19 protein-coding genes are annotated in these 21280 nt (G+C 46.3%); 8 read left to right on the top strand and 11 right to left on the bottom strand.

Translation table 11 applies throughout. The features are described from left to right. Positions 1-163: 163 nt before the first annotated feature. The 10 genes from K1X61_08655 to K1X61_08700 form a co-directional block, all read right to left on the bottom strand. Complete coding sequence (locus K1X61_08655; protein MBX7108700.1) at positions 164-859, bottom strand: sulfite exporter TauE/SafE family protein; 696 nt, start codon at positions 857-859, stop codon at positions 164-166. A gap of 15 nt (positions 860-874) precedes the next feature. Further along, a complete protein-coding gene (locus K1X61_08660; GenBank protein MBX7108701.1) occupies positions 875-1327 on the bottom strand; it encodes a FixH family protein in 453 nt (150 codons plus the stop codon). Positions 1328-1334: 7 nt separating this feature from the next. Continuing rightward, on the bottom strand, positions 1335-2792 hold the full coding sequence (gene ccoG, locus K1X61_08665) for a cytochrome c oxidase accessory protein CcoG (protein MBX7108702.1): 1458 nt from the start codon (positions 2790-2792) through the stop codon (positions 1335-1337). 49 nt (positions 2793-2841) lie between these two features. Beyond that, complete coding sequence (locus tag K1X61_08670; protein MBX7108703.1) at positions 2842-3780, bottom strand: c-type cytochrome; 939 nt, start codon at positions 3778-3780, stop codon at positions 2842-2844. Between the two features lie 41 nt (positions 3781-3821). After that, positions 3822-4007, bottom strand: a complete 186-nt coding sequence (locus K1X61_08675; protein ID MBX7108704.1) for a CcoQ/FixQ family Cbb3-type cytochrome c oxidase assembly chaperone — start codon at positions 4005-4007, stop codon at positions 3822-3824. A 2-nt stretch (positions 4008-4009) separates the two neighbouring features. Beyond that, complete coding sequence (ccoN, locus tag K1X61_08680) at positions 4010-6139, bottom strand: cytochrome-c oxidase, cbb3-type subunit I (protein MBX7108705.1); 2130 nt, start codon at positions 6137-6139, stop codon at positions 4010-4012. Positions 6140-6164: 25 nt separating this feature from the next. Beyond that, a complete protein-coding gene (ccoS, locus tag K1X61_08685; protein MBX7108706.1) occupies positions 6165-6380 on the bottom strand; it encodes a cbb3-type cytochrome oxidase assembly protein CcoS in 216 nt (71 codons plus the stop codon). 256 nt (positions 6381-6636) lie between these two features. Then, the gene (locus K1X61_08690) at positions 6637-9048 is read right to left on the bottom strand and encodes a heavy metal translocating P-type ATPase metal-binding domain-containing protein (GenBank protein ID MBX7108707.1); all 2412 of its coding nucleotides are present in this window, start codon (positions 9046-9048) and stop codon (positions 6637-6639) included. Between the two features lie 58 nt (positions 9049-9106). Continuing rightward, the gene (locus K1X61_08695; protein MBX7108708.1) at positions 9107-9823 is read right to left on the bottom strand and encodes a Crp/Fnr family transcriptional regulator; all 717 of its coding nucleotides are present in this window, start codon (positions 9821-9823) and stop codon (positions 9107-9109) included. Positions 9824-9895: 72 nt separating this feature from the next. Then, positions 9896-10624, bottom strand: coding sequence for a Crp/Fnr family transcriptional regulator (locus K1X61_08700; GenBank protein MBX7108709.1), 729 nt, complete (start codon positions 10622-10624; stop codon positions 9896-9898). A gap of 179 nt (positions 10625-10803) precedes the next feature. On the opposite strand from K1X61_08700, the gene K1X61_08705 reads away from it, so the two are divergent. The 8 genes from K1X61_08705 (at position 10804) to K1X61_08740 (ending at position 20606) form a co-directional block, all read left to right on the top strand. Continuing rightward, complete coding sequence (locus K1X61_08705; protein ID MBX7108710.1) at positions 10804-11298, top strand: cytochrome c; 495 nt, start codon at positions 10804-10806, stop codon at positions 11296-11298. Positions 11299-11334: 36 nt separating this feature from the next. Then, entirely contained in the window at positions 11335-13317 is a 1983-nt protein-coding gene (gene nosZ, locus K1X61_08710) for a Sec-dependent nitrous-oxide reductase (GenBank protein MBX7108711.1), read from the top strand. Between the two features lie 124 nt (positions 13318-13441). Next, positions 13442-14476: a nitrous oxide reductase accessory protein NosL gene (locus tag K1X61_08715; protein ID MBX7108712.1), complete on the top strand. Its 1035-nt coding sequence runs from the start codon at positions 13442-13444 to the stop codon at positions 14474-14476. Positions 14477-14501: 25 nt separating this feature from the next. Then, positions 14502-15743, top strand: coding sequence for a nitrous oxide reductase family maturation protein NosD (gene nosD / locus K1X61_08720; protein MBX7108713.1), 1242 nt, complete (start codon positions 14502-14504; stop codon positions 15741-15743). Beyond that, positions 15740-16447: an ABC transporter ATP-binding protein gene (locus K1X61_08725; protein ID MBX7108714.1), complete on the top strand. Its 708-nt coding sequence runs from the start codon at positions 15740-15742 to the stop codon at positions 16445-16447. Before nosD ends, K1X61_08725 begins: the two co-directional genes overlap by 4 nt. Positions 16448-16451: 4 nt before the next feature. Next, the gene (locus K1X61_08730; GenBank protein ID MBX7108715.1) at positions 16452-17219 is read left to right on the top strand and encodes an ABC transporter permease; all 768 of its coding nucleotides are present in this window, start codon (positions 16452-16454) and stop codon (positions 17217-17219) included. A gap of 1040 nt (positions 17220-18259) precedes the next feature. Beyond that, positions 18260-19576, top strand: coding sequence for a PAS domain-containing sensor histidine kinase (locus K1X61_08735; GenBank protein ID MBX7108716.1), 1317 nt, complete (start codon positions 18260-18262; stop codon positions 19574-19576). Then, positions 19545-20606, top strand: a complete 1062-nt coding sequence (locus tag K1X61_08740) for a response regulator (protein MBX7108717.1) — start codon at positions 19545-19547, stop codon at positions 20604-20606. The genes K1X61_08735 and K1X61_08740 overlap by 32 nt, the downstream gene beginning before the upstream one ends. A gap of 68 nt (positions 20607-20674) precedes the next feature. On the opposite strand, the gene K1X61_08745 is transcribed toward K1X61_08740, so the two are convergent. Beyond that, positions 20675-21157, bottom strand: coding sequence for a hypothetical protein (locus tag K1X61_08745; protein ID MBX7108718.1), 483 nt, complete (start codon positions 21155-21157; stop codon positions 20675-20677). Between the last annotated feature and the right edge of the window lie 123 nt (positions 21158-21280).

Here is a 21280-nt window from a genome sequence, read left to right on the forward strand (position 1 = left end):
GTATGTCCAGCAACAAAGGAAACCCCATTCATTATTGCCACACAATAATATTGAACTGCAAAAAAGCATCCGTATCATAATTTGCTCATGTGTAGTATAGATCTAAAAACATTTTCGGGAATACCCGAAACAAGTGGATTAAAACACCGGTATCAACGCAAACTTATTTATGACAGCAGTTTGCAGCATGTGTTTCGTCCATCGTGAGATCAGGGCTAACATAAGGGATGCCCAGATTCAACCCGCGCAGTATCAATAACACACCCACTGCCATGACAGCATAAGGCATGAGACGGTTGATGCGGAAACGTAATTGCGGTGTGGCAAATCTGCGGCTTACAGAAAGCAACATCATCAGAGGAAATGTGCCCAACCCAAAGAGCAGCATGAAAAGTGCACCATTAACTGCTGTACCGGTGAGCAGTGCACCGGCAATGCCCATATAAACGAATCCGCAAGGCAGCATGCCATTCAACAATCCAATTACAAAAAGATTGGAAGCGAATGCGTTCAGCAGCAACGGTCCGAGCATTTTTTTTAAGACATTGGAAAATCCGAAATACCACCGGTTCCTTGCTTTGGCAAAAAGCGGCATGACGCTTCCGATCAAAAGAATACCAATAGTGATACTGACAAACTGTTGTATGCCGGAAAAATTAAATCCATACCCGATGAGCCCGAATACGGCACCCATCAAAGCATAGGTAACAGCACGCCCGAAGTTGTAAAGCACTCTGCCGCTGATAAAACCGGTATCAGATGAGGCATTATCAGGCAATGACATGGCAAGCGGCCCGCACATGCCTACGCAATGAAAACTTCCCAGCAAACCAAGAAAAAAGCCGCTCCAGATCATCATGTTACCGCAAGAGTTTTATCTAATAACAACACTTCCTTCTTTGTAAAAACTTTTTTCACCCGATTTCCATTCTACCTTAATATGCCAGAGGCCTTTTTTAAGATCAGCAACAGGCACCATCTGTTTCAGTGTACTGTCGGGATGCACCGGTAATTGAAAATCCAATGCCGCATTGTCCGGTTTAAAAAAATGCAGTGTACCGCTGATGGATTGGTAATTGAACTCCTGAGGAAAACTGATCATTGCAGACTGATCGGCCGCATTGTAAGTGAATTCAACCGGCGTTGATAATTTCCCGGCATTGGAAGCATGGTCAATTTGCTGCTGAAAGGCAAGCTCTTTGTTATAATAATCAGCACTTACCAGATCCTGTGGTTGTTGCACGCACATCCAGACCAGGAACATCATTCCTGCTGCAAAGAGTGTAAATGCCATGGCAATTCCGGCGCCCCAGTTTAATTTCATCATTTTGTTTTCAGTGATTATCAGCTTCTTTGTTTTCCTCTTTCTCCGGTTCTTCGTGTTCTTCCCCTGCATTAGTTTTGTAAACGGGGCCAATGAAAGTAGTTTCTACTTCATCAATTTTTTTCCCGCCGGAATAAACAGCAATCTCCACTTTTGTTTTAACAGTCTTGATATCATTTTGTGGCAGGGTGATAAAAAAAGTTCCGTCGCTTATTTCTTCGCTTTTGGCGGAGAGTTCTTTACCTACCATGGTAATGCCGGCGTTTGCCGGCGACAATACTTGCAGCTTTACCTGATGATCGTGGAATGATTTATTAACGAGGTTGACCGTATACAGGTTGGAAACAAAACCATGCTCCTGTTTCTGAAATAGTTGTCCCGGTGCGCGAAGGATGGTGGTCTGCACTTCAGGACGGGAGAACACCAGGTAGCTTAAGATGGAAATCAAAACTATCCAGAGCACGGCATAGCCAACCATGCGCTGCGTGAGCGTAAACCCCTTCTTGGTTAAAATTTGACGAAGCGATGCAACGCGAATCAGTCCGCCCGGTCGGTTTACTTTATGCATGATGGAATTACAGGCATCAATGCAGGCCGCGCAATTGATGCATTCCAGTTGTGTGCCATTTCTGATATCGATGCCGGTGGGGCAAACTGCTACACATAAATGGCAATCAATGCAGTCACCTGCTCCGGCAGTGTTCAGTTTTCCTCTCGGTTCACCCCTCACATGATCATACGTAACTACCATTGAATCTTTGTCGAGGAGCACTCCCTGCAGTCTTCCATAAGGGCATACACCGATGCAGACCTGTTCGCGCAGAAATGCGAATACAAAGTAAAACACGCCGGAGAATATGATAATTGCAAGGAAGCCGACGAAGTGTTCGGACAATGGTTCTGTGATAATTTTTTCCAGCGCTTTCAGGCCGATGATATAAGCCAGGAAAATATTAGAGATAAAAAATGAAATGATGAAGAAAAGTATATGCTTGGTCGTTTTCTTCCAGATTTTTTCTCCGGTCCATTCTGCTTTATCAAGGTGCCGGCGCTGCAAGGCATCACCTTCAATCCAGTATTCAATTCTTCTGAAAACGAATTCCATGAAAATTGTCTGCGGGCAGGCATAGCCGCACCACCACCTGCCGAACACGGAGGTGAACAGAATGATAAAAACAAAAAAGGTGAGCATGGCGAGACCAAACAGGAAAAAATCCTGCGGGAAAAAAGCGATACCCCACACGATAAACTTCCTTTCCAGCACATTAAAAAGAAAAACAGGATGGCCGTCAACCTGCAGAAACGGCCCGATAATCAGCAGCGCCAGCATGAGATATGCAAAAATATTTCTGCGCGTGAATACCCTGCCTGCCTGAAACCTTGGATACATCCACCGGCGTTTTCCCTTTTCATCAACTATGGAAAGGGTGTCGCGGAATGATTCGGGTTCTATTACAGGATGCGTCATTAATACTTAAATATAAGGAGTACTCAACATTGCAGCATTGCCGTCAGCCTTACGACTTCACTTTTGTGGTATCAACTGATGCGGCAGCAGAATCGGCGGTTGTGGTGATTTGCGGAACCAGCTTATCTCCCTGCGGGGCTTTCGGATTTGGCGGATTTGTTCCATGCAGCGACATGATAAAACTTGCCACGGTTTGCATTTCTTCGGGTTTGAGTATGCCGGTCCAACTCACCATACCCTTTGCGGGAACACCGTATTTCACTGTTTTGAATATTTCGGAAATAGAACCACCGTGCAGCCAGTAGTCGTCAGTCAGATTCGGTCCAACACCACCTTCACCAAGCTGTCCATGGCAGGCAGCGCACTTTGCAATAAAAATCGACTTTCCTCCGGCAAGGGCCGTTGCGTCAGTCAGCTGTTTCACACTCGACTCATCAACGGCAGAGCCTGCTGTCAGCAACATTTTGGATTTTTGATCTGCAGCCATCTGCAGCTCGGCGGCATATTCTTCCCGTGGCAGTTTTCCGATATGATAAACATGAAAAACAAAAAGATAAGATACTGCTGCCAGGACGGTTGAAATAAAAATATACTGCAGCCATGGCGGCATCCTGTTATCGAGTTCGCGGATACCGTCATAATTGTGATCAAGCATCACATCTTTTTCAACGCCTTTTGGTACGGAAGCGGTCAGGTTCTTCCACATTTTAGACATCCAGTCTTCTTTCTGCTGTTGCTGCACCGCAGATGCTGTCTCCATGGGCTTGCCATGGAGGATGTGGTAATGCTGCTCGCTGATCAGCTTCGCCAGCCGGAGCATGGTGAGTACCATAAAGAACATCACGATCAGCAATGCTCCAATAACATAATAAAATGACTGGTAAGCCTGAAAAGAAGATGCTGTTGTTGCAACTTCCTGTGCAGCGGCGGGAAAGGAAAACGTGAAGAGGATTGCTGCAATGAATAAGTTGGCTTTAAATTTTTTCATGGCGGAATTTTTCTTAAAACGTCTGCTATAAATGTTAAGAGTTATTTATTCTTGTGTTCACCGGTTACCTGATCACTGAATGGAAGCTCGCTGAGCTCTTTGATTTGTTGCTTATCCTGCATGAAAGCATAGATGCCTACTGCTCCGAAAAACAGGAAGAATGCAACAAAAGAGATCAAAGGAAAGATGACTACACCATTGATGGAAGAAAGAACATTCTGAAACATGGTTAATTGTTGTTTACGGTTTGTGCTTTTTTAATATCAGTTCCTAGGCGTTGCAGGTAAGAGATGATGGCTATGATTTCTTCATCGCCATTTACCGGTACCCCGTTATCATTGAGATCTTTTGCAATGGCAGCTGCCTGTTTCTTCAGATCCGCTTCTGCTTCCGCTTCATATCCGTCTGCATAGGGAACACCAAGCTTGCGCATCACATGAATCTTATCCGTAGTGTGCGCGGTGCTCAATTTATTTTCTGAAAGCCATGCATAAGACGGCATGATGCTGCCGGGTGACATGCTGCCTGGGTCAACAAGGTGATTGTATTGCCATGCATTCGGATATTTATTGCCCTCTCGTTGCAGGTCGGGACCGGTGCGTTTAGAGCCCCACAGGAAAGGATGATCATATACAAACTCGCCGGCTTTGGAATATTCGCCATAGCGTTCCGTTTCGGAGCGGAACGGCCGGATCATCTGCGAGTGACAGGTGTTGCAACCTTCCCTGATATACAGATCACGGCCTTCGAGTTCAAGTGGCGTGTAAGGCGTTACGCTGGATATGGTAGGGATATTGGACTTAATCATAAAGGTTGGGATCATTTCAATTAATCCGCCGATCATGATAACGATCAGTGCGATAAAAGCAAAACGGATGGGAGTACGCTCGAGTTTGCGGTGCCAGTGTGTATGACCGCCATGTAATTCCTGTGCTTTGAGAGAAGCTGCTTCCGCGGTTTCATCGCCGATGAATTTGCCCTGGCGCGCAGTCATCCACAGGTTGTATATCATGATGAATACGCCAACGAGGTAGATCAGTCCGCCAATCGCACGGGCATCATACATTGGAATAATATTCCTGACGGTTTCGAGGAAATTAGGGTAACGGAGAAATCCTTCCGGCGTAAACTCTTTCCACATAGAACTTTCGGCGAAGCCGGCCCAATACATCGGAATCGCATAAAATAGAATGCCGATGGTACCAATCCAGAAATGATTGTTGGCCAGCTTCTTCGAATAAATTGTAGTGCCATACAATTTGGGAATGAGCCAATAAAACATGCCGAAGGTCAGGAAGCCATTCCAGCCCAATGCACCAACGTGTACATGCGCTATCGTCCAGTCAGTATAGTGTGAAATGGCGTTTACACTTTTAATGGAAAGCAACGGACCTTCAAATGTAGCCATACCATAAGCTGTAACAGCCACCACCATAAATTTCAGCACCGGCTCTTCGCGCACTTTATCCCATGCTCCCCGTAAGGTGAGTAAGCCGTTCACCATTCCGCCCCAGGAAGGTGCGAGCAGCATGATGGAGAATACAGTGCCGAGTGACTGAGCCCAATCGGGCAATGCGGTATATAACAAGTGATGTGGCCCTGCCCAGATGTAGAGGAAGATCAGCGCCCAGAAATGCACAATGGACAAACGGTAGGAATAAACCGGCCGGTTGGCCGCTTTGGGCAGGAAGTAATACATCAGTCCGAGGTAAGGCGTGGTAAGAAAAAATGCCACGGCATTATGCCCGTACCACCATTGCACGAGGGCATCCTGCACGCCTGCATAAACGGAATAGCTTTTCATCAGCGTAACAGGCAGGGCGATGGAGTTAACAATGTGCAGCACCGCCACGGTAACTACGGTTGCTATGTAAAACCAGATTGCAACATACAAGTGGCGTTCACGCCGGCGAATCATGGTGCCGAACATGTTAATCGCGAATATTACCCATACGAGTGCAATCAGGATATCAATCGGCCATTCCAGTTCAGCGTATTCTTTGCTTGTGGTGTAGCCGAGTGGAAGCGTTACCGCTGCCAGCACAATAATGAGTTGCCATCCCCAGAAGTGGAGCTGGCTGAGCAGATCGCTGAACATGCGCGCTTTCAGCAGCCGTTGCAATGAGTAGTAGACACCCATGAAAATACCATTGCCAACGAAAGCAAAAATGACTGCATTGGTATGTACCGGCCTTATGCGGCTGAAGGTGATCCATGGAATGCCGCCATTCAGCCAGGGAAAAGGAAGTTCTAAGGCGGCCAGAAGCCCTACCAGCATACCGACGGCGCCCCATAAGACAGTGGCAATTAAAAATTTACGTACAATCTTATTGTCGTAATCAAAGCGCTCCATTTGCACAGGTTGGTTCACGGTTGAAACGTTTTTAGGTTGATGGATGATTGTATGGTTCTTGTTCTTTATTGTTTGAAGCCGTTTGTTCCGCTGGCTGTTTCTCATTCAGTTCATTCTCAAAAAGCATACGGACAGACGGCGTGTAAGTATCGTCGTATTGCCCGTTTTTTACCGACCAGAGAAAACTCAGCAGGAATCCTACGGCCACTAATAAACTGCAGGAAATAAGGAGGATCAGTGCGGTCATAAAGAGGGCATAAAACTATTTTCAGAAGTCAGCCGTCAGCATGATAAATATCAAGCGAAAGCATGAGATTTATCAGTAAAATATGATTGCATTATACAAATAGAAGAATTTTATAAGAAAACCGTGATCAATTTCAATTTAAATTAATAACACGCTCTGTGTTGTTTCTGTATCCTTTCATCAGCATGATCAAAAGATGAAATGCTTAGTGCTGCAGCATGGCGATTATCGGTAATTTCCGCATGCCTTATTCAATTTATAAGCTGAGCTTCCGGGCACTCCACCTTGAGGCTAGAGTGGTTATCAGGATCACGCTGATGGAACTTACGGGCATCAATATCGCTGCTATCATGGGAGACAGTTCGCCCTGCACGGCGAAGGAAATGCCCACGAGGTTGTATAATAAAGAAATACCGAACGTAAGCCAGATGATACGGACGGATGACTTACACAATTTTATGAAGGAAGAAAGTTTAATGAATTCGCTGCCTTTGAGAATTGCATCGCAAGCGGGGGAAAACTGTACCAGGTCATCACTGACTGCGATGCCAACATTGCTTTGCTGCAATGCACCGGCATCGTTTAATCCATCTCCAATCATCATCACCTGCTTCCCTTCCTGTTGCAGCTGTTCAATGAAATGCAGCTTGTCGACGGGTGTCTGTTGAAAATGCAGCTTGTGCCTGTCGGGGAATATCGCTTCCATCCTGTTGCGGTCTCCGTCCCTGTCGCCACTGAGCAGATAGAGCTGAAATTCTTTTCGTAAAAGTCCGATCTGCTGCGCGAACCCTTCCCGCAGCGATCCGGTCATGCGAATGCTGCCTGCATATTTATCATCAAAGGAAATGTAAACTCGTGCATCATTATCAATTTCTCCATGCATCAATGCAGACGGAGCGCCTGCAAATGAAGCCGAGCCCACTTTTATGCCGGTACCTTCATACTCACCAAAGATACCTGCGCCGGAAGTTTCCGTGAAACGGCTCACTTTTAATGGTTGATACCCTGACAGCCAACCGCTAATTTTTTTGCTGAGCGGATGCATTGATTGTGCCGTTAGGCTTTTTACCATACGCCATTCCTCTTCGGTGAGCGCTTCACCCTCATATTGCAGTGGTGTTGCCTGTTGCACCGTAACGGTACCGGTCTTGTCAAACACGATTGTATCCGTTCCGGCAATCGATTCCACTACTGCGGCATTTTTTAAATAGAAGTTATTTCTCCCCAGCATGCGGATGATATTGCCAAAAGTAAAAGGGACGGTAATGGCCAATGCGCAGGGACAGGCAATGATAAGTATGGAAGTGCAGGCAATTACAGCACGGTGAACATCTTTCGGTAACCAATACAGTGCAGTGAAGCCTGCAATCGACAAAATGGCGATAGTAAAATACTTGCTGATTTTATCAGAGAGCGTGGAAAGAGAAGCATGTTTGTTTTTTTGGAACCCCTGGTGATTCCACAGTTGGGTCAGGTAGCTTTGTTGCACGGTTTTTTTCACTGTTAATTCAATAGCGGCCCCCTTTTGCCTGGCGCCGGCATAAATCAAGTCACCTGCTTTCTTTTTAACTGGCAAGGCTTCTCCGGTTACGAAGCTGTAATCTATACTTGCTTCTTCGCTGAGCAGCATGGCATCTGCGGGAATAAGCTCTTCGCTGTGAATGACAATCTTGTCGCCCGGCCTGATATTGGAAATAGGTGTTGAAATTTCCATTCCGTTTCTTTTCACGGTGGTGGCAATCGGGAAATATGAAGTATAGTCACGTTCAAAGGAAAGATTTCTGTAGGTCAGATCCTGGAAAAAACGGCCGGTGAGCAGGAAGAATACCAGGCCCGTCATGGAATCAAAAAATCCAGGGCCGGTTGCCGAAACAATTTCATACGTACTGCGGAGAAGCATAGCTATCAGCCCGAGTGCAATGGGCAAGTCAATGCTGAAATATTTCATGCGCGCCGACTTCCAGCTGTTCACGAAGTAATCGCCGGCACTATAGAAGAATACCGGTAGTGCAAGCAGCAGGTTGAGATAGCTGAAAAAATGGCGCAGTGCGGGTTCTATGTCGCTGACGCCCGTTAAGTATTCGGGAAAACTCAGCATCATAATATTGCCAAAACAAAATCCGGCTACACCTATTTTATACAGCAAGTCGCGATTTACGGCGGACTGTTTCTTTTTATCAAGATCGCTTAGCCGGAGGTCGGGTTCATAACCGATGTCTGCCAGTATTTCCACAACCTGCCTGAGTGTAATCCTGTTTCTGTTGAATGTAACAGATGCTTCCTTTTTCAGAAAATCGGTATATACATGAATGATTCCCTGGTGAATGGTATGCAGGTTTTCCAGCAGCCAGATACAAGAGGCACAATGTATCTGTGGCAGCGAGAATTTAACGGATGCGCGATCCCGTTCGGAAAAAGTGAGCAGGCGTGTTTCAGCCGTTTCATCATCAAGCCAGGCAAACCGCCGGCTTTGCAGTGAGGTAGGCTTTTGCCCGGGATGACTGTCTAACTGATAGTATGTACACAGATTGTTTTCGCTGAGCAGTTCATACACGAGCTTACAGCCTTCACAGCAAAATATTTTATCACCATGGCTGATCGATTCATCCTTGCAGGTATCGCCGCAGTGAAAGCAGAGCAGCTTTTGCGTTGTGAGCGGGTTATTCAAGATGGCGGAGTTTGATGCAAACTTGCAAAAAGCGGCAACAATCAAATGATGACTTTTATCATTTGCCTGAAACGGATTCCGATTTCAAGCCCTCGAAATTGAGCACAACCACTTTCTTTTGTGCCAACTGAAGGTATTTCTTTTTACTGAATTCATCAAGAACGCGATAGAGGTGGCTTTCAGAGATGCGTGCCATATCTGCCAGGTCGCTGACATCAACGCCGTATCCGTTGCGTTTATCCAGATCGTCAGGGCGCCTGCTGCTGCATTCAATAATCAATGCAGCAATATTTGCCTGCACGGATTGGTATTGTAACTGATTATAACGGTCTTCGAGACGGCTGATTTCCCGCTGCATTATTTTCATCAGCTGCAGCGCAAAGGACGCGTCGTTGCGGATGGCCGTTTTGAATTCTTGTTTGCGGATAAAACAAAAAAGAGAGGGTTCAATGGTAGTGAGTGTGTGCGAAAAACAGGCGCGGTCGGTAAAAATCTCCAGCCCGAAAATCTGTCCGGGCCCTGCAATCGATAACGTGAACTCTTTCTCATTGATGATTCTCGTTATCCTGGCTGCTCCTTTTATCAGGCAAGCGATTTCCTCTACAGGTTGATTTTCATGAAATACAACCTGGTTGTGGAGATATTGATAATATGATTTTTTAGAAAAATAATCCATAATGAAAGCAGCGTCACCTGTTGCATGCATTCGGCCGGTTGCTGCTTCTTTCGCCGTAACAAGTTGCCGTTGATTCATATACTCCGCTTTTTGTGGCATGTAAAATTACCGTTGCTTCATTGTGCCAAAAAATGATCAGGATCAACTTTCATCGAATGTGACTATTGCCGGTCAGTCATTAACCGCTGCGGCATTCAGCAGGGCTTCCATATCCAGTATCTTAATCTTTTTCCCGCTCAGTTCTATTATATGATGGAGCCTGAATTCAGACAGTATCCGGATGAGCGTTTCCGTGGCCGTGCCGGTAATATTTGCAAGGTCTTCGCGTGTGAGTACGACGGAGAGTGTTGCCTGGTCGTCGTCAAGGCCATATGTTTCCTTTAAAAGCAACAAGGTTTCCGCCACTCTTTCCCGAACGGGCTTTTGTGAAAGTGTAGCCACTTTATTCTCCGCAATCTTCAGATCATGGGAGAGCAATTGCATAACCTGCAGCAGTAAGTCCTCGTTTTTATGGAGCAGCGCGAAAAAAATGTTTCTTGGAATAAAGCACACGGTTGATTCAGTGAGTGTTTCGGCAGAGGCTATATAATTCTCACCGCTGATCAGCGACTGATAACCCAACACATCTCCTTCTTTCGCCAGCCGGATGATTTGTTCTTTGCCGTTGAATCCGCTTTTATACACTTTCACCCGTCCCTTATATATACAGTAAAGGCCCAGCGGGCGATTCCCTTCCTGGAATATTTTCTGGTTTCTTTCATATTGGTTGAATCCTTTTTCAAGGTCAATTTCCTGTAACTCTTTATGCTTCAGCGCACAGAAGATGGATTCGCCCCGTGAAGCACATACCGCGCAGGAAGCGGATGCAGGATTCAGATGGATGGCATGCTTCTTTAACATACACCGGAGGTCCGGGCAAGATTTATATCGCATTGCCCTGATCAGCATATGCAAAGGGAAGGAATCCTTTCAGCAAAAGCAACCCCTGGAATATGATTTAGGTTAGGTAATAACATGATTTATATCATAAAATGGTATTTTTCGAAAATTGATTTTTGTAACCAATCAACAGACATCCCATGAAAAATTACCTTCTCGCATGCGCGTTAGCGGCGTTTGTCTTCTCCTGTTCAAACAACGGACAGGACAATACAGGAAATAATGAATCCGGTGATACCTATCAGCCCGCTAAGGAAGCAACGGAACATCCTGAACTGGAGGATGAGGCCGAAAACAACCGGGGCATCGGCAAGTTTAAAAGTGTGGATCTTCCGGCTACGCTGGATGCACAATTAGCCACAGCAGGCAAAGCCGTGTATGATATGAAATGTTACAGTTGCCACAAGCTTACCGAAGAAAGACTTGTAGGGCCGGGCTGGAAAGGAGTTACAGGCAGAAGGGCGCCGGAATGGATCATGAACTTTTCCACCAATACCGATGAAATGCTGAATAAAGATGCCCAGGCACAGGCCATGCTGGAAACATGTCTTATCAGGATGCCGAATCAGAACCTGACGGATGAAGATGCCAGGAAAGTGCTCGAATTCATGCGCCAGAATGATGGTGTTAAATAATATTTTCTTTTCAATTGTTAAAGCAAATCAATTCACATGAAAACTTCCGTTAAATACCTGCTGGCAATAGCCGCAGTAATTGCCATGGCTTTTCTGCTGAAGTCATGTAAAACCAAAAATGCCGCCCAGGCAGTGTCGGGTGATGCCGCGCAGCAGGTGTATGTTGCTCCCGGAAAATATGATGAATTCTACAATTTTGTTTCCGGTGGCTTTAACGGCCAGATCGGTGTATATGGCTTGCCATCGGGCAGGCTGCTCCGTATCATACCCGTCTTCACGCAATCTGCTGAAAGCGGATATGGCTTCAATGAGAATACAACACCCATGCTGAATACCTCGCACGGATTTGTACCATGGGATGATCTGCACCACACTGAATTATCACAGACCAATGGCGAAATAGACGGCAGGTGGGTTTTTGGCAACGGGAATAATACGCCGCGCATTGCCCGTATCAACCTGTCCACCTTCCGGACAGATGAAATCATTGAAATTCCCAACAGCGCAGGCAACCACTCCTCGCCATTCATCACCGAAAACACGGAGTATGTGGTGGCTGGTACCAGGTTCAGTGTTCCCATGGGCGATAACCGCGATGTTCCTATCAATACCTATAAAAAGAATTTTCACGGCACGGTAAGTTTTATCAGCGTGGATAAAGAAAGCGGCAACATGAAAATTGCATTTCAGCTGCTGCTGCCGGGTGTGAATTTTGACCTGAGCCATGCCGGTAAAGGCCCTTCCCACGGATGGTTCTTCTTTTCCTGTTACAATACGGAACAGGCGAACACCCTTCTCGAAGTGAATGCTTCCCAAAAGGATAAGGACTTTATCATGGCCGTGAACTGGAAGAAGGCGGAAGAGTATGTGAAAGCCGGAAAAGGGAAAGTGCAAAAAGTGCAGTATGCCCATAATGTTTACAGCGACAAAACGCACATGGCCACTTCATCCATAGAGAATGAAGTAACCGTACTGGATGCCACGGAGCTTGAAGGTCTTGTCTATTTTATTCCCTGCCCGAAGTCGCCGCATGGCTGTGACGTTGATCCAACCGGCGAGTATATTGTTGGCAGCGGCAAGCTGGCTGCTTTAATTCCCGTATTTTCCTTCACCAAGATGATGGATGCGATTTCAAAAAAGGATTTCATTGGCAGGTATGACAGCATTCCCGTTTTAAAATATGAATCTGTTTTATACGGCGAAGTGAAGAAACCCGGCCTTGGCCCTTTGCATACGGAGTTTGATGGTAAAGGCAATGCTTATACTTCATTCTTTGTTTCTTCTGAAATAGTAAAATGGAATATCAAAGACCTTACGGTTGTTGACCGGGCTCCTACTTATTATTCCATTGGCCACCTCTGCATTCCGGGCGGCGATTCACGCAAGCCCAATGCGAAGTATGTAATTGCCTACAACAAGATTACCAAAGACCGCTACCTGCCAACGGGTCCTGAACTGGCACAAAGCGCGCAGTTATTTGATATCAGCGGCGACAAGATGAAGCTGATACTTGATTTTCCGACGGTGGGCGAACCGCACTATGCACAGGCTGTGGCAGCAGATGTGATTAATAAAAACTCGGTAAAATTTTTCAAGATTGAAGAAAATCAAAATCCATTCGTTGCGAAAGGAGAAAAAGAAGCAAGGGTAGAGCGAAAAGGCAACCGGATAGATGTTTACATCACTTCTATTCGTTCGCACTTTGTCCCGGATAATATTGAAGGCGTCAGGCTGGGCGATGTGGTTTATTTTCATGTGACCAACCTGGAACAGGATTGGGATGTGCCGCATGGCTTTGCCATCAAAGGAGCTAATACGGCGGAAATACTCATTATGCCGGGCGAAACGCAGACCCTGAAGTTTACACCGGACCAGGTTGGGGTTGTACCTTTTTATTGTACCGACTTCTGCAGCGCATTGCACCAGGAGATGCAGGGATACCTCAGGGTATCACCGGCCTCCAGCAACCTGCCGCTGAGTTTCAGTACGGGCATGAGTGAGCCGGAAACAAATCCGTAAGAGGTGAGGTTAGGTTTGTTGCAGGAGCAGCGACTAGCCGTGCGCTGCTCCTTTTTTTAAGAACCGGTGTGAACCGAAAAGTCATTTTGCTCAAACGTGATTTCATATGATAAAACAGGGTATTATGAAGCATAAATTAACAACTGTAATCAGGGTGATTGTGCTTGTTTCGAGCATCGCCATGGCCAGCGTGCTTTTTCTTCCTATCTGGAAAATATCACTTATTGCACCACAATATCCGGAAGGACTGACTATGAAAATATGGGCTACAAAACTGTCAGGCAGCGTTGATGTCATTAACGGCCTGAATCACTATATAGGAATGAAGACTTTACATGAAGAAGATTTTATCGAATTCAAAATTTTGCCCTTTCTCATCATCGGCTACGCAGTGCTGGGGCTATTGGTTCTGTTGCTGAACAGGAGCATTTACCTGCGGTTATATGCATTGTTGTTTGTGATTATTGCCGCGGCGTCCTTAACGGATTTTTATATCTGGGAATATACCTACGGTCATAACCTGGATCCGACTGCTCCCATACAGGTTCCGGGAATGGCTTATCAGCCACCGCTGATCGGCTATAAGCAGTTATTGAACTTCAACGCCTTTTCATTCCCGGATACCGGCGGATTTGTTTTCGCGATCTGTGGTGCGCTCATCATCGGAGCGGCCTTCTGGGATTTTCTGAGAAGCAGAAAAGCGGCGAAAAAAACAAATAAACTTCCCCTGCTTATGCTGTTGCCATTCATCGGTTTCACTTCCATAACACTGGAAGGCTGCAGCCAGTCGCCACAACCCATCCAATACGGATCGGATATCTGTGATAATTGCAGGATGACTATTATGGATGCAAAGTTTGCCGGTGAGCTGATCACACAAAAAGGGAAAGTGTTGCGATTCGATGATATGCATTGCGTGCTGGCCTATATGCAATCCGGCGCATTGCACAATCAAAAAATTGCCGGCATCTATGTAACGGATTTCTCCGGCGGGCATCCTTTTGTGAACGTGGAGCAAGCTTATTTCCTCTCAAACAGTAAATTGCAGTCGCCGATGAATGGCAATGTGGCCGCCTTTTCAGTTATGGACAGTTTGCGCAAAGTGCAGGCACAATCCGGGGGCGAAATTATAACCTGGCAGGAGCTTTCAGGACGTTAAGGAAAATACAACGGAACAGAACGGAATGAGTGTAACAAGATTTATTGTTTTTATTTCCCTTCTTCTGGTCAGTATGAATGATCATGCGGCCACCTTACAGGTCAGCCCTGGCGGTAAACTGCAATCCATTCAATCGGCATTGCAACAGGCTCATCCGGGCGATACCATCCTGGTGTCAGGTGGTCACTACAGCGAAAAAAATATTGAAATTACCAAAGCGGTATCGCTGATCGGGCAAAACAAGCCGGTGCTGGACGGAGAAAACCTGTATGAGATCATTTCCGTGAAAGCGGCCCGTGTGTTGATTGACGGATTTCACTTTATCCGTGCAGGCTATTCTGATATAACCGAGCTGGCTGCGATTAAGATTTATTATGTCAGCCATGTGACCATACGCAATAATTTTTTCGACGATACTTACTTCGGTGTATATAATCTGCATACGAACAAGTGCGCTATCCTGAACAATTCATTCAAGGCAAAAGGCATTGAAGAAATGAACTCCGGCAATGGCATACATTGCTGGCAATGCGACAGCATGACCATTGCAGACAATATAATTACCGGCCACAGGGATGGAATTTATTTCGAGTTCGTTACCAATTCATTCATCACCCGCAACCAAAGCATACGGAATGTGCGGTATGGATTGCATTTTATGTTTTCACACGGCAACCGGTTCGATCACAATGTTTTTTCCGGAAATGGTTCCGGCTGTGCCGTCATGTATTCGCATCACGTGGTCATGACGCACAATACTTTTTCTGAAAACTGGGGCAGCGCGTCCTACGGAATACTGATGAAAGAAATTTCAGACAGCCATGTGCAGGACAATCAGTTCAACCGTAACACTTCCGGCATCTATATGGAAGGTACCAACCGCATCGCCGTAGTGCACAATGCGTTTACGAAAAACGGCACGGCGATGCGTATGCAGGCGAGTTGCAATGGCAATTCCATCAATTCAAATAATTTTATGGCCAATACATTTGATGTGGCCACCAACGGGTCGCTGATGCTCAACACGCTTTCCGGCAACTACTGGGATAAATATGCAGGGTATGACCTTGACCGCGATGGTACCGGCGATGTGCCTTATCATCCGATCAGTTTATACAGCATGCTTACAGAACAGGTTCCTGAAGCCATGATGCTGCTGCACAGCTTTATGGTGACGCTGCTCGATAATGTGGAGAAAATCATTCCCACCATAACGCCGGAGAATTTTACGGATGACAAGCCCGTGATGAATCCGCTGCAACTATGATTGCCGTGCACAATCTTACCAAGGCGTTTGGATCACTGAAAGCGCTCGATGGCGTTTCCGTTCGCTGTGAACGCGGGGAATGCATTGCGCTCATAGGGCCCAACGGATCGGGCAAAACAACACTCATCAAATGTATTTTGGGCATGGTGGTGCCGGGCGGCGGCGAATTGCTATTTGACGGGCAGAACATAGCGAATGACTGGAAGTACCGGAGGAAGATCGGCTATATGCCGCAAAGCGGACGGTTCCCGGAAAACATGACGATGCGGCAGGTATTTATGATGATGAAAGACCTGCGCAAGGAAGATGCCGCCACCCTGGATGAAGAACTGATTGACAGCTTCGGGCTGCAGGCGCTTATGGAAAAAAGGATGCGCACGCTCTCCGGCGGTACCCGTCAAAAGGTAGGTGCGGCACTGGCATTCCTGTTCAATCCGGATGTTATGATTTTGGATGAACCCACTGCGGGGCTGGATCCGCTGTCATCGGAGATTCTCAAAGAAAAGATCAGGAAAGAAAAAGCAGAGGGCAAACTGATACTGATCACCTCGCATATTCTCAGCGACCTGGATGAAGTGGTAACCGAGGTGATTTATTTGCAGGACGGGAAATTGAAATTCCACAAAACGGTAGCGCAGCTGCGGAGCGATACCGATGAAACAAAGTTATCGAAGGCCATTGCAGTGGTCATGAGAAACCAATAGGCAGATGCAGAAGATCATGAAATATGTGGTGATAGACATTATGCGCAACCGCATCATGATGGCCTATACCTTCCTGTTGCTGCTGATATCGTTCAGTGTTTTCAACCTGGAAGATAATCCGGAGAAAGGACTGCTCTCGCTGCTGTATATCATTCTCATCATCGTGCCGCTCATCAGCATCGTCTTTGCCACCATTTATTTTTACAATGCGGCCGAGTTTATTGAATTGCTGCTGGCGCAACCCATCCGCCGCACAACGCTGCTGCTGAGCATTTTTTCAGGGCTGTGTTTCTCCCTGCTGCTCTCCTTCTTTATCGGCGTGGGTATTCCGGTGCTGGTTTTCAATGCATCGGAAACCGGCATTTTCCTGCTGCTCGCCGGTTGTGCGCTCACTGCTATTTTTGTTGCACTGGCCGTGCTGGCTTCCGTTATGACACGTGATAAAGCCAAGGGAATCGGCGTGGCCGTTATGCTGTGGTTTTATTTCGCCCTTATTTATGACGGGCTGTTACTGTTCCTGCTTTTTCAGTTCAGCGATTATCCGCTGGAGCAGCCGACTATCATACTCAGTTCCCTCAACCCGGTTGACCTGGCCAGGATCGTTATCCTGCTGAAAATGGACATTGCCGCACTCATGGGATATACCGGCGCCGTTTTCAAAGACTTTTTCGGGAACGGATTCGGCACCTACTATTCTATATGCATCATGTTGCTGTGGATCATCGTTCCTTTTGGCATTGCATTGCGAAAATTCAGCCGTAAGGATTTGTAAGTTTTCAAAATATTCGTTTTGCTATTGTAAGTGATTAGCCGGATTTCTGGGTAAAAGGGTAAGCTATTTCAGGACGAGTCACAGCATTTTTTCGCAACGAGCAATTCCAACACTGAAAAACGGATTTAAACTTCAATCCCAGTTTCAAATAATATCAATGGCACTTTGTGACCTTTGTGCAAACCTTCGTGCCCTTTGTGTTAAAATTTTGGAAGTCATCTTAAAACTGATATTAATAAAATTACAACACACGCCTGCTAAAAAAAACCAAGGGATAGTATGTGCTTCTAAAGCAAATTCATGCCGATTTAAGGATAACATCTTCCCTCCGAGTATAAGCCATGCGGCAACAACATATACCAAAAGTGACGGTGCATTAAGCATTCTTGCGGCTGATAAGTGCATTGCCGCCAGACAGCATTAAGCTCCCCATCCACCCTCTTCCACAACTCCCCAAACATTATACACCATGACTTTCATCAACCGGCGGGCTGACAGAAATCATGTTTCCGCTTTCAGGGTGATTTTACTTTCGGCATTTTCAGGGAAGGTCATTGCCGGATCGTGGCGGCAGGAATAGCAGCATGGTGTAAGGGTATTGGTTCCTGTTGTGGCCTTCAGTTACCGGAGATTTTTCCTGCATCGCAGTTTGCCGATTTAATGATAAACCGCCGTTATCTTTGCACATCCGACATCCTATAACCGCCACGTCCTTGGAGCAGTCACTCACCTTGCAAAATGCACTGCTGGAGACCATTCTTAATGCCACGCCCAACTTCATCGGTGTGGTGAAGGAGGGTGCTTTTATTATGGTGAATGATGCCGGTGTCGCCATGTTTGAGACGGGCAGTGAACAGGAATTTTATGATTTTTCTCCGGCCTTGCTGAAGGACATCGAACCACTCTTAGAAACAATGGCAAAGGCGCCGGATCAGCCGACGCCGCATCCACAAAGCGTCATCCGTGAATTTACCAGCGCGAAGGGAAATCCTTTCTGGGGCGAATCAAAGATCAAACATATAAAAGGTGGTGCGGCTGACATGTATCTTATTTGTATCTCCAATGTAGATCAACTGGTGCGCAACCGCGAATCCAATTTGCGCGAAAAGCAGAAATTTGAAGCGTTGTTTAATCATGCCACGGTAGGTGTGGTGGTTGCACGCGCCAGCGGCGAGATCACCATGGCCAATGCTATGGCAGAGAAAATATTCGGGTTTACCAGTGAAGAATTAGCGGGTAAAAAAGTAGAGCAGCTGATGCCTTCCGATTACAGGGCGCACCATGTGCATCACCGCCATTCCTTTATGAAGGATACCACGCCGAGGCCAATGGGCGAAGACAGGAACCTGTTTGCACAACGAAAGGACGGAACAAAATTCCCGGTAGAGATCAGCCTGAGCAGCTATAAGATTGAGGAAGAAGTTTTTGTGATTGCCTTCGTGATAGATATAACTGTGCGCAAGCAGAATGAAGATGCCATTAAGATGCAACGGGATGAGCTGGTACGGTCGGCCAATGAGATAAGGCAACTCAATGTGCAGCTGGAGCGGAGAGTGGAAGAGCGCACGCTGGCATTGAGAGAGACACTCCGGCAGCTGGAGCTGAGCCGCGAAGAGCTTCGCCTGGCATTGGAGAAGGAGCGTGAGCTGGGCGATCTGAAATCAAGATTCGTTTCGATGGCTTCGCATGAGTTCCGTACTCCGCTCAGTACCATTCTCAGTTCCGCGGCGCTGATTGAGCGATATGCCCACGCTGAAGAACAGGAAAACAGGACGAAACATGTGAACAGGATTAAGGAGAATGTCAGAAACCTGACGGATATACTCGAAGACTTCCTGTCGCTGGGAAAAATTGAAGAAGGCGTAGTGCTTACCAAGCCGGAAACGATTGATGTGCCGGCATTCTTCGCTGAGGTCATCCACGATTTTGACAACATCAAAAGAATGGGACAGAAGATTATCTATACCCACGAAGGCGATCATATGCTGAGCACCGACAAGCATCTGCTGAAGAACATTTTAATCAACCTGCTTTCCAATGCCATTAAATTTTCCGATAATGAAAGCATAGTTACCATCATGTCGTCACTGACGTGGGAACATTTTCGCTTTTCTGTAAAAGATCAGGGCATTGGTATCTCCGCAGAAGACCAGGAACACCTGTTTGACCGTTTCTTCCGTGGCCGGAATGCGGCCAACATAAAAGGCACAGGCCTTGGATTACATATAGTTTCCAAGTACCTTGAATTGCTGAATGGAAAGATTACCTGCAGAAGCCGCCTGAATGAAGGCACAGAATTTATCATCATCTTAAAATTGCCGGATCATGAAAACGATCTTATTAATAGAAGACAATAAGGATGTCCGCGAGAATACAGCGGAGATTCTGACACTTTCAAACTTCAACGTCATTACCGCCGAGAACGGCAAGGCAGGTGTTGAGCTGGCGATTCAGGAGCACCCTGATCTCATTATATGCGACATCATGATGCCTGTAATGGATGGCTACAGCGCGTTGCACACACTCAGCAGAAATAAGGATACGGCTTCCATCCCGTTTATTTTTCTCACTGCCAAAACAGAGCGCAGCGATTTGCGTAAGGGCATGGAAATGGGTGCCGATGATTATATCACCAAGCCGTTTGATGACATTGAATTGCTGAATGCAGTGGAGGCAAGGCTGAATAAGGTGGATGCACTGAAGAAGGACTTTGCCACAAGCATTGAAGGGTTTAATGAATTTATTTCGGCCGCTAAAAAGGTGCAGCAGCTCAACCTCCTTTCGGATGAACATGAAGTGCGGCACTACAAGAAGAAACAGCTGATCTATGAAGCCGGCGGAAGGCCGATGAGTATGTTTTTCACTGTGAAAGGAAAGCTGAAGAATTTCAGGACCAATGATGATGGCAAAGAACTGATTACTGCCATTTTTAAGGAAGGAGATTACTTCGGCTACGCGCCGTTGTTTGAGGAAAGACCGTATGAAGACACTGTAGAAGCATTGGAGGATTGTGAAATCATGCTGATTCCCAAAGAGGAATTCTTTGAGCTGGTGAGTAATGATCCTACAGTGTCAGGCCGGTTTATTAAAATGCTGGCGGATAACCTGTCAGAACGCGAAGAACAGCTATTGCAGCTGGCATATAATTCTGTCCGCAAGCGTGTGGCCGACAGCCTTCTTCGCGTGCAGAGTAGTTACAAGAAAGCAGGACAGCAGGGCAACCCTGTGTTGCATTTCACCCGCGAAGACCTCGCCAATGTAGTGGGCACCGCCACCGAATCGCTCATACGCACCCTGAGTGAATTTAAGAGTGAGAAACTGATAGAAATAAAGGAAGGAAAAATATCCATCCTGAATGAAGAGAAACTGAGGAAGATGGTTAACTGATGCGGAAGAAACGGCGGTGTCCGCTGCCGATATAAAAAGATAGCCGGATGAAAGGGTAAAAGAGTTGACTATTCGGTTGTATTGATATCGTTATCAAATATGGAAAAGGATTTCCCGAGCCCTTTGCTGATCTCGTAACCTTCACTGTTCTGCAGGGCAAGTGTCCATTTATCGGTCAGGCTGGTTTCGATCCAAAGCGATCCGCTTTTCCGGAAGACCTGTGCATTCATGCCGAATTTTTTATCGAACTCTTCTTCCAGTTCCGACACAGTTTTGCTTTCCTCCAGTTGAATAGTGCCACTGTTGTGTTTGGCCCTGAAGGAACCAAGCGTACGGTCTTTTGGCACCATATCTTTCAGCGACGATAATTGATTTTTGGTATGTGCCACCGTAAAGAATTCGATCTTCAGAAAAGGAAAGCAACGGCTGAACTCCTGCTGCAATTCACTGATCTTCCTTTCATCATTAATAAACATTTCCATTGCTGTTACTCCGGTTTTGGCAGTTGATAAAGCATCAAAAGCGTTCGTCAGGCTGTTGATGAGTCTCATGATGCCGACAAAACTAACATTCCGCTTTCCGCACATTTTATGATGAAAATCATGATGCATATTGAGTTATGTCAATGAAGACCGCTTTTGCGGCCAAATTCCGGAATCAGGTAGTTTAGATGT

Source organism: Chitinophagales bacterium, assembly GCA_019694975.1.
GTDB lineage: Bacteria > Bacteroidota > Bacteroidia > Chitinophagales > UBA10324 > JACCZZ01.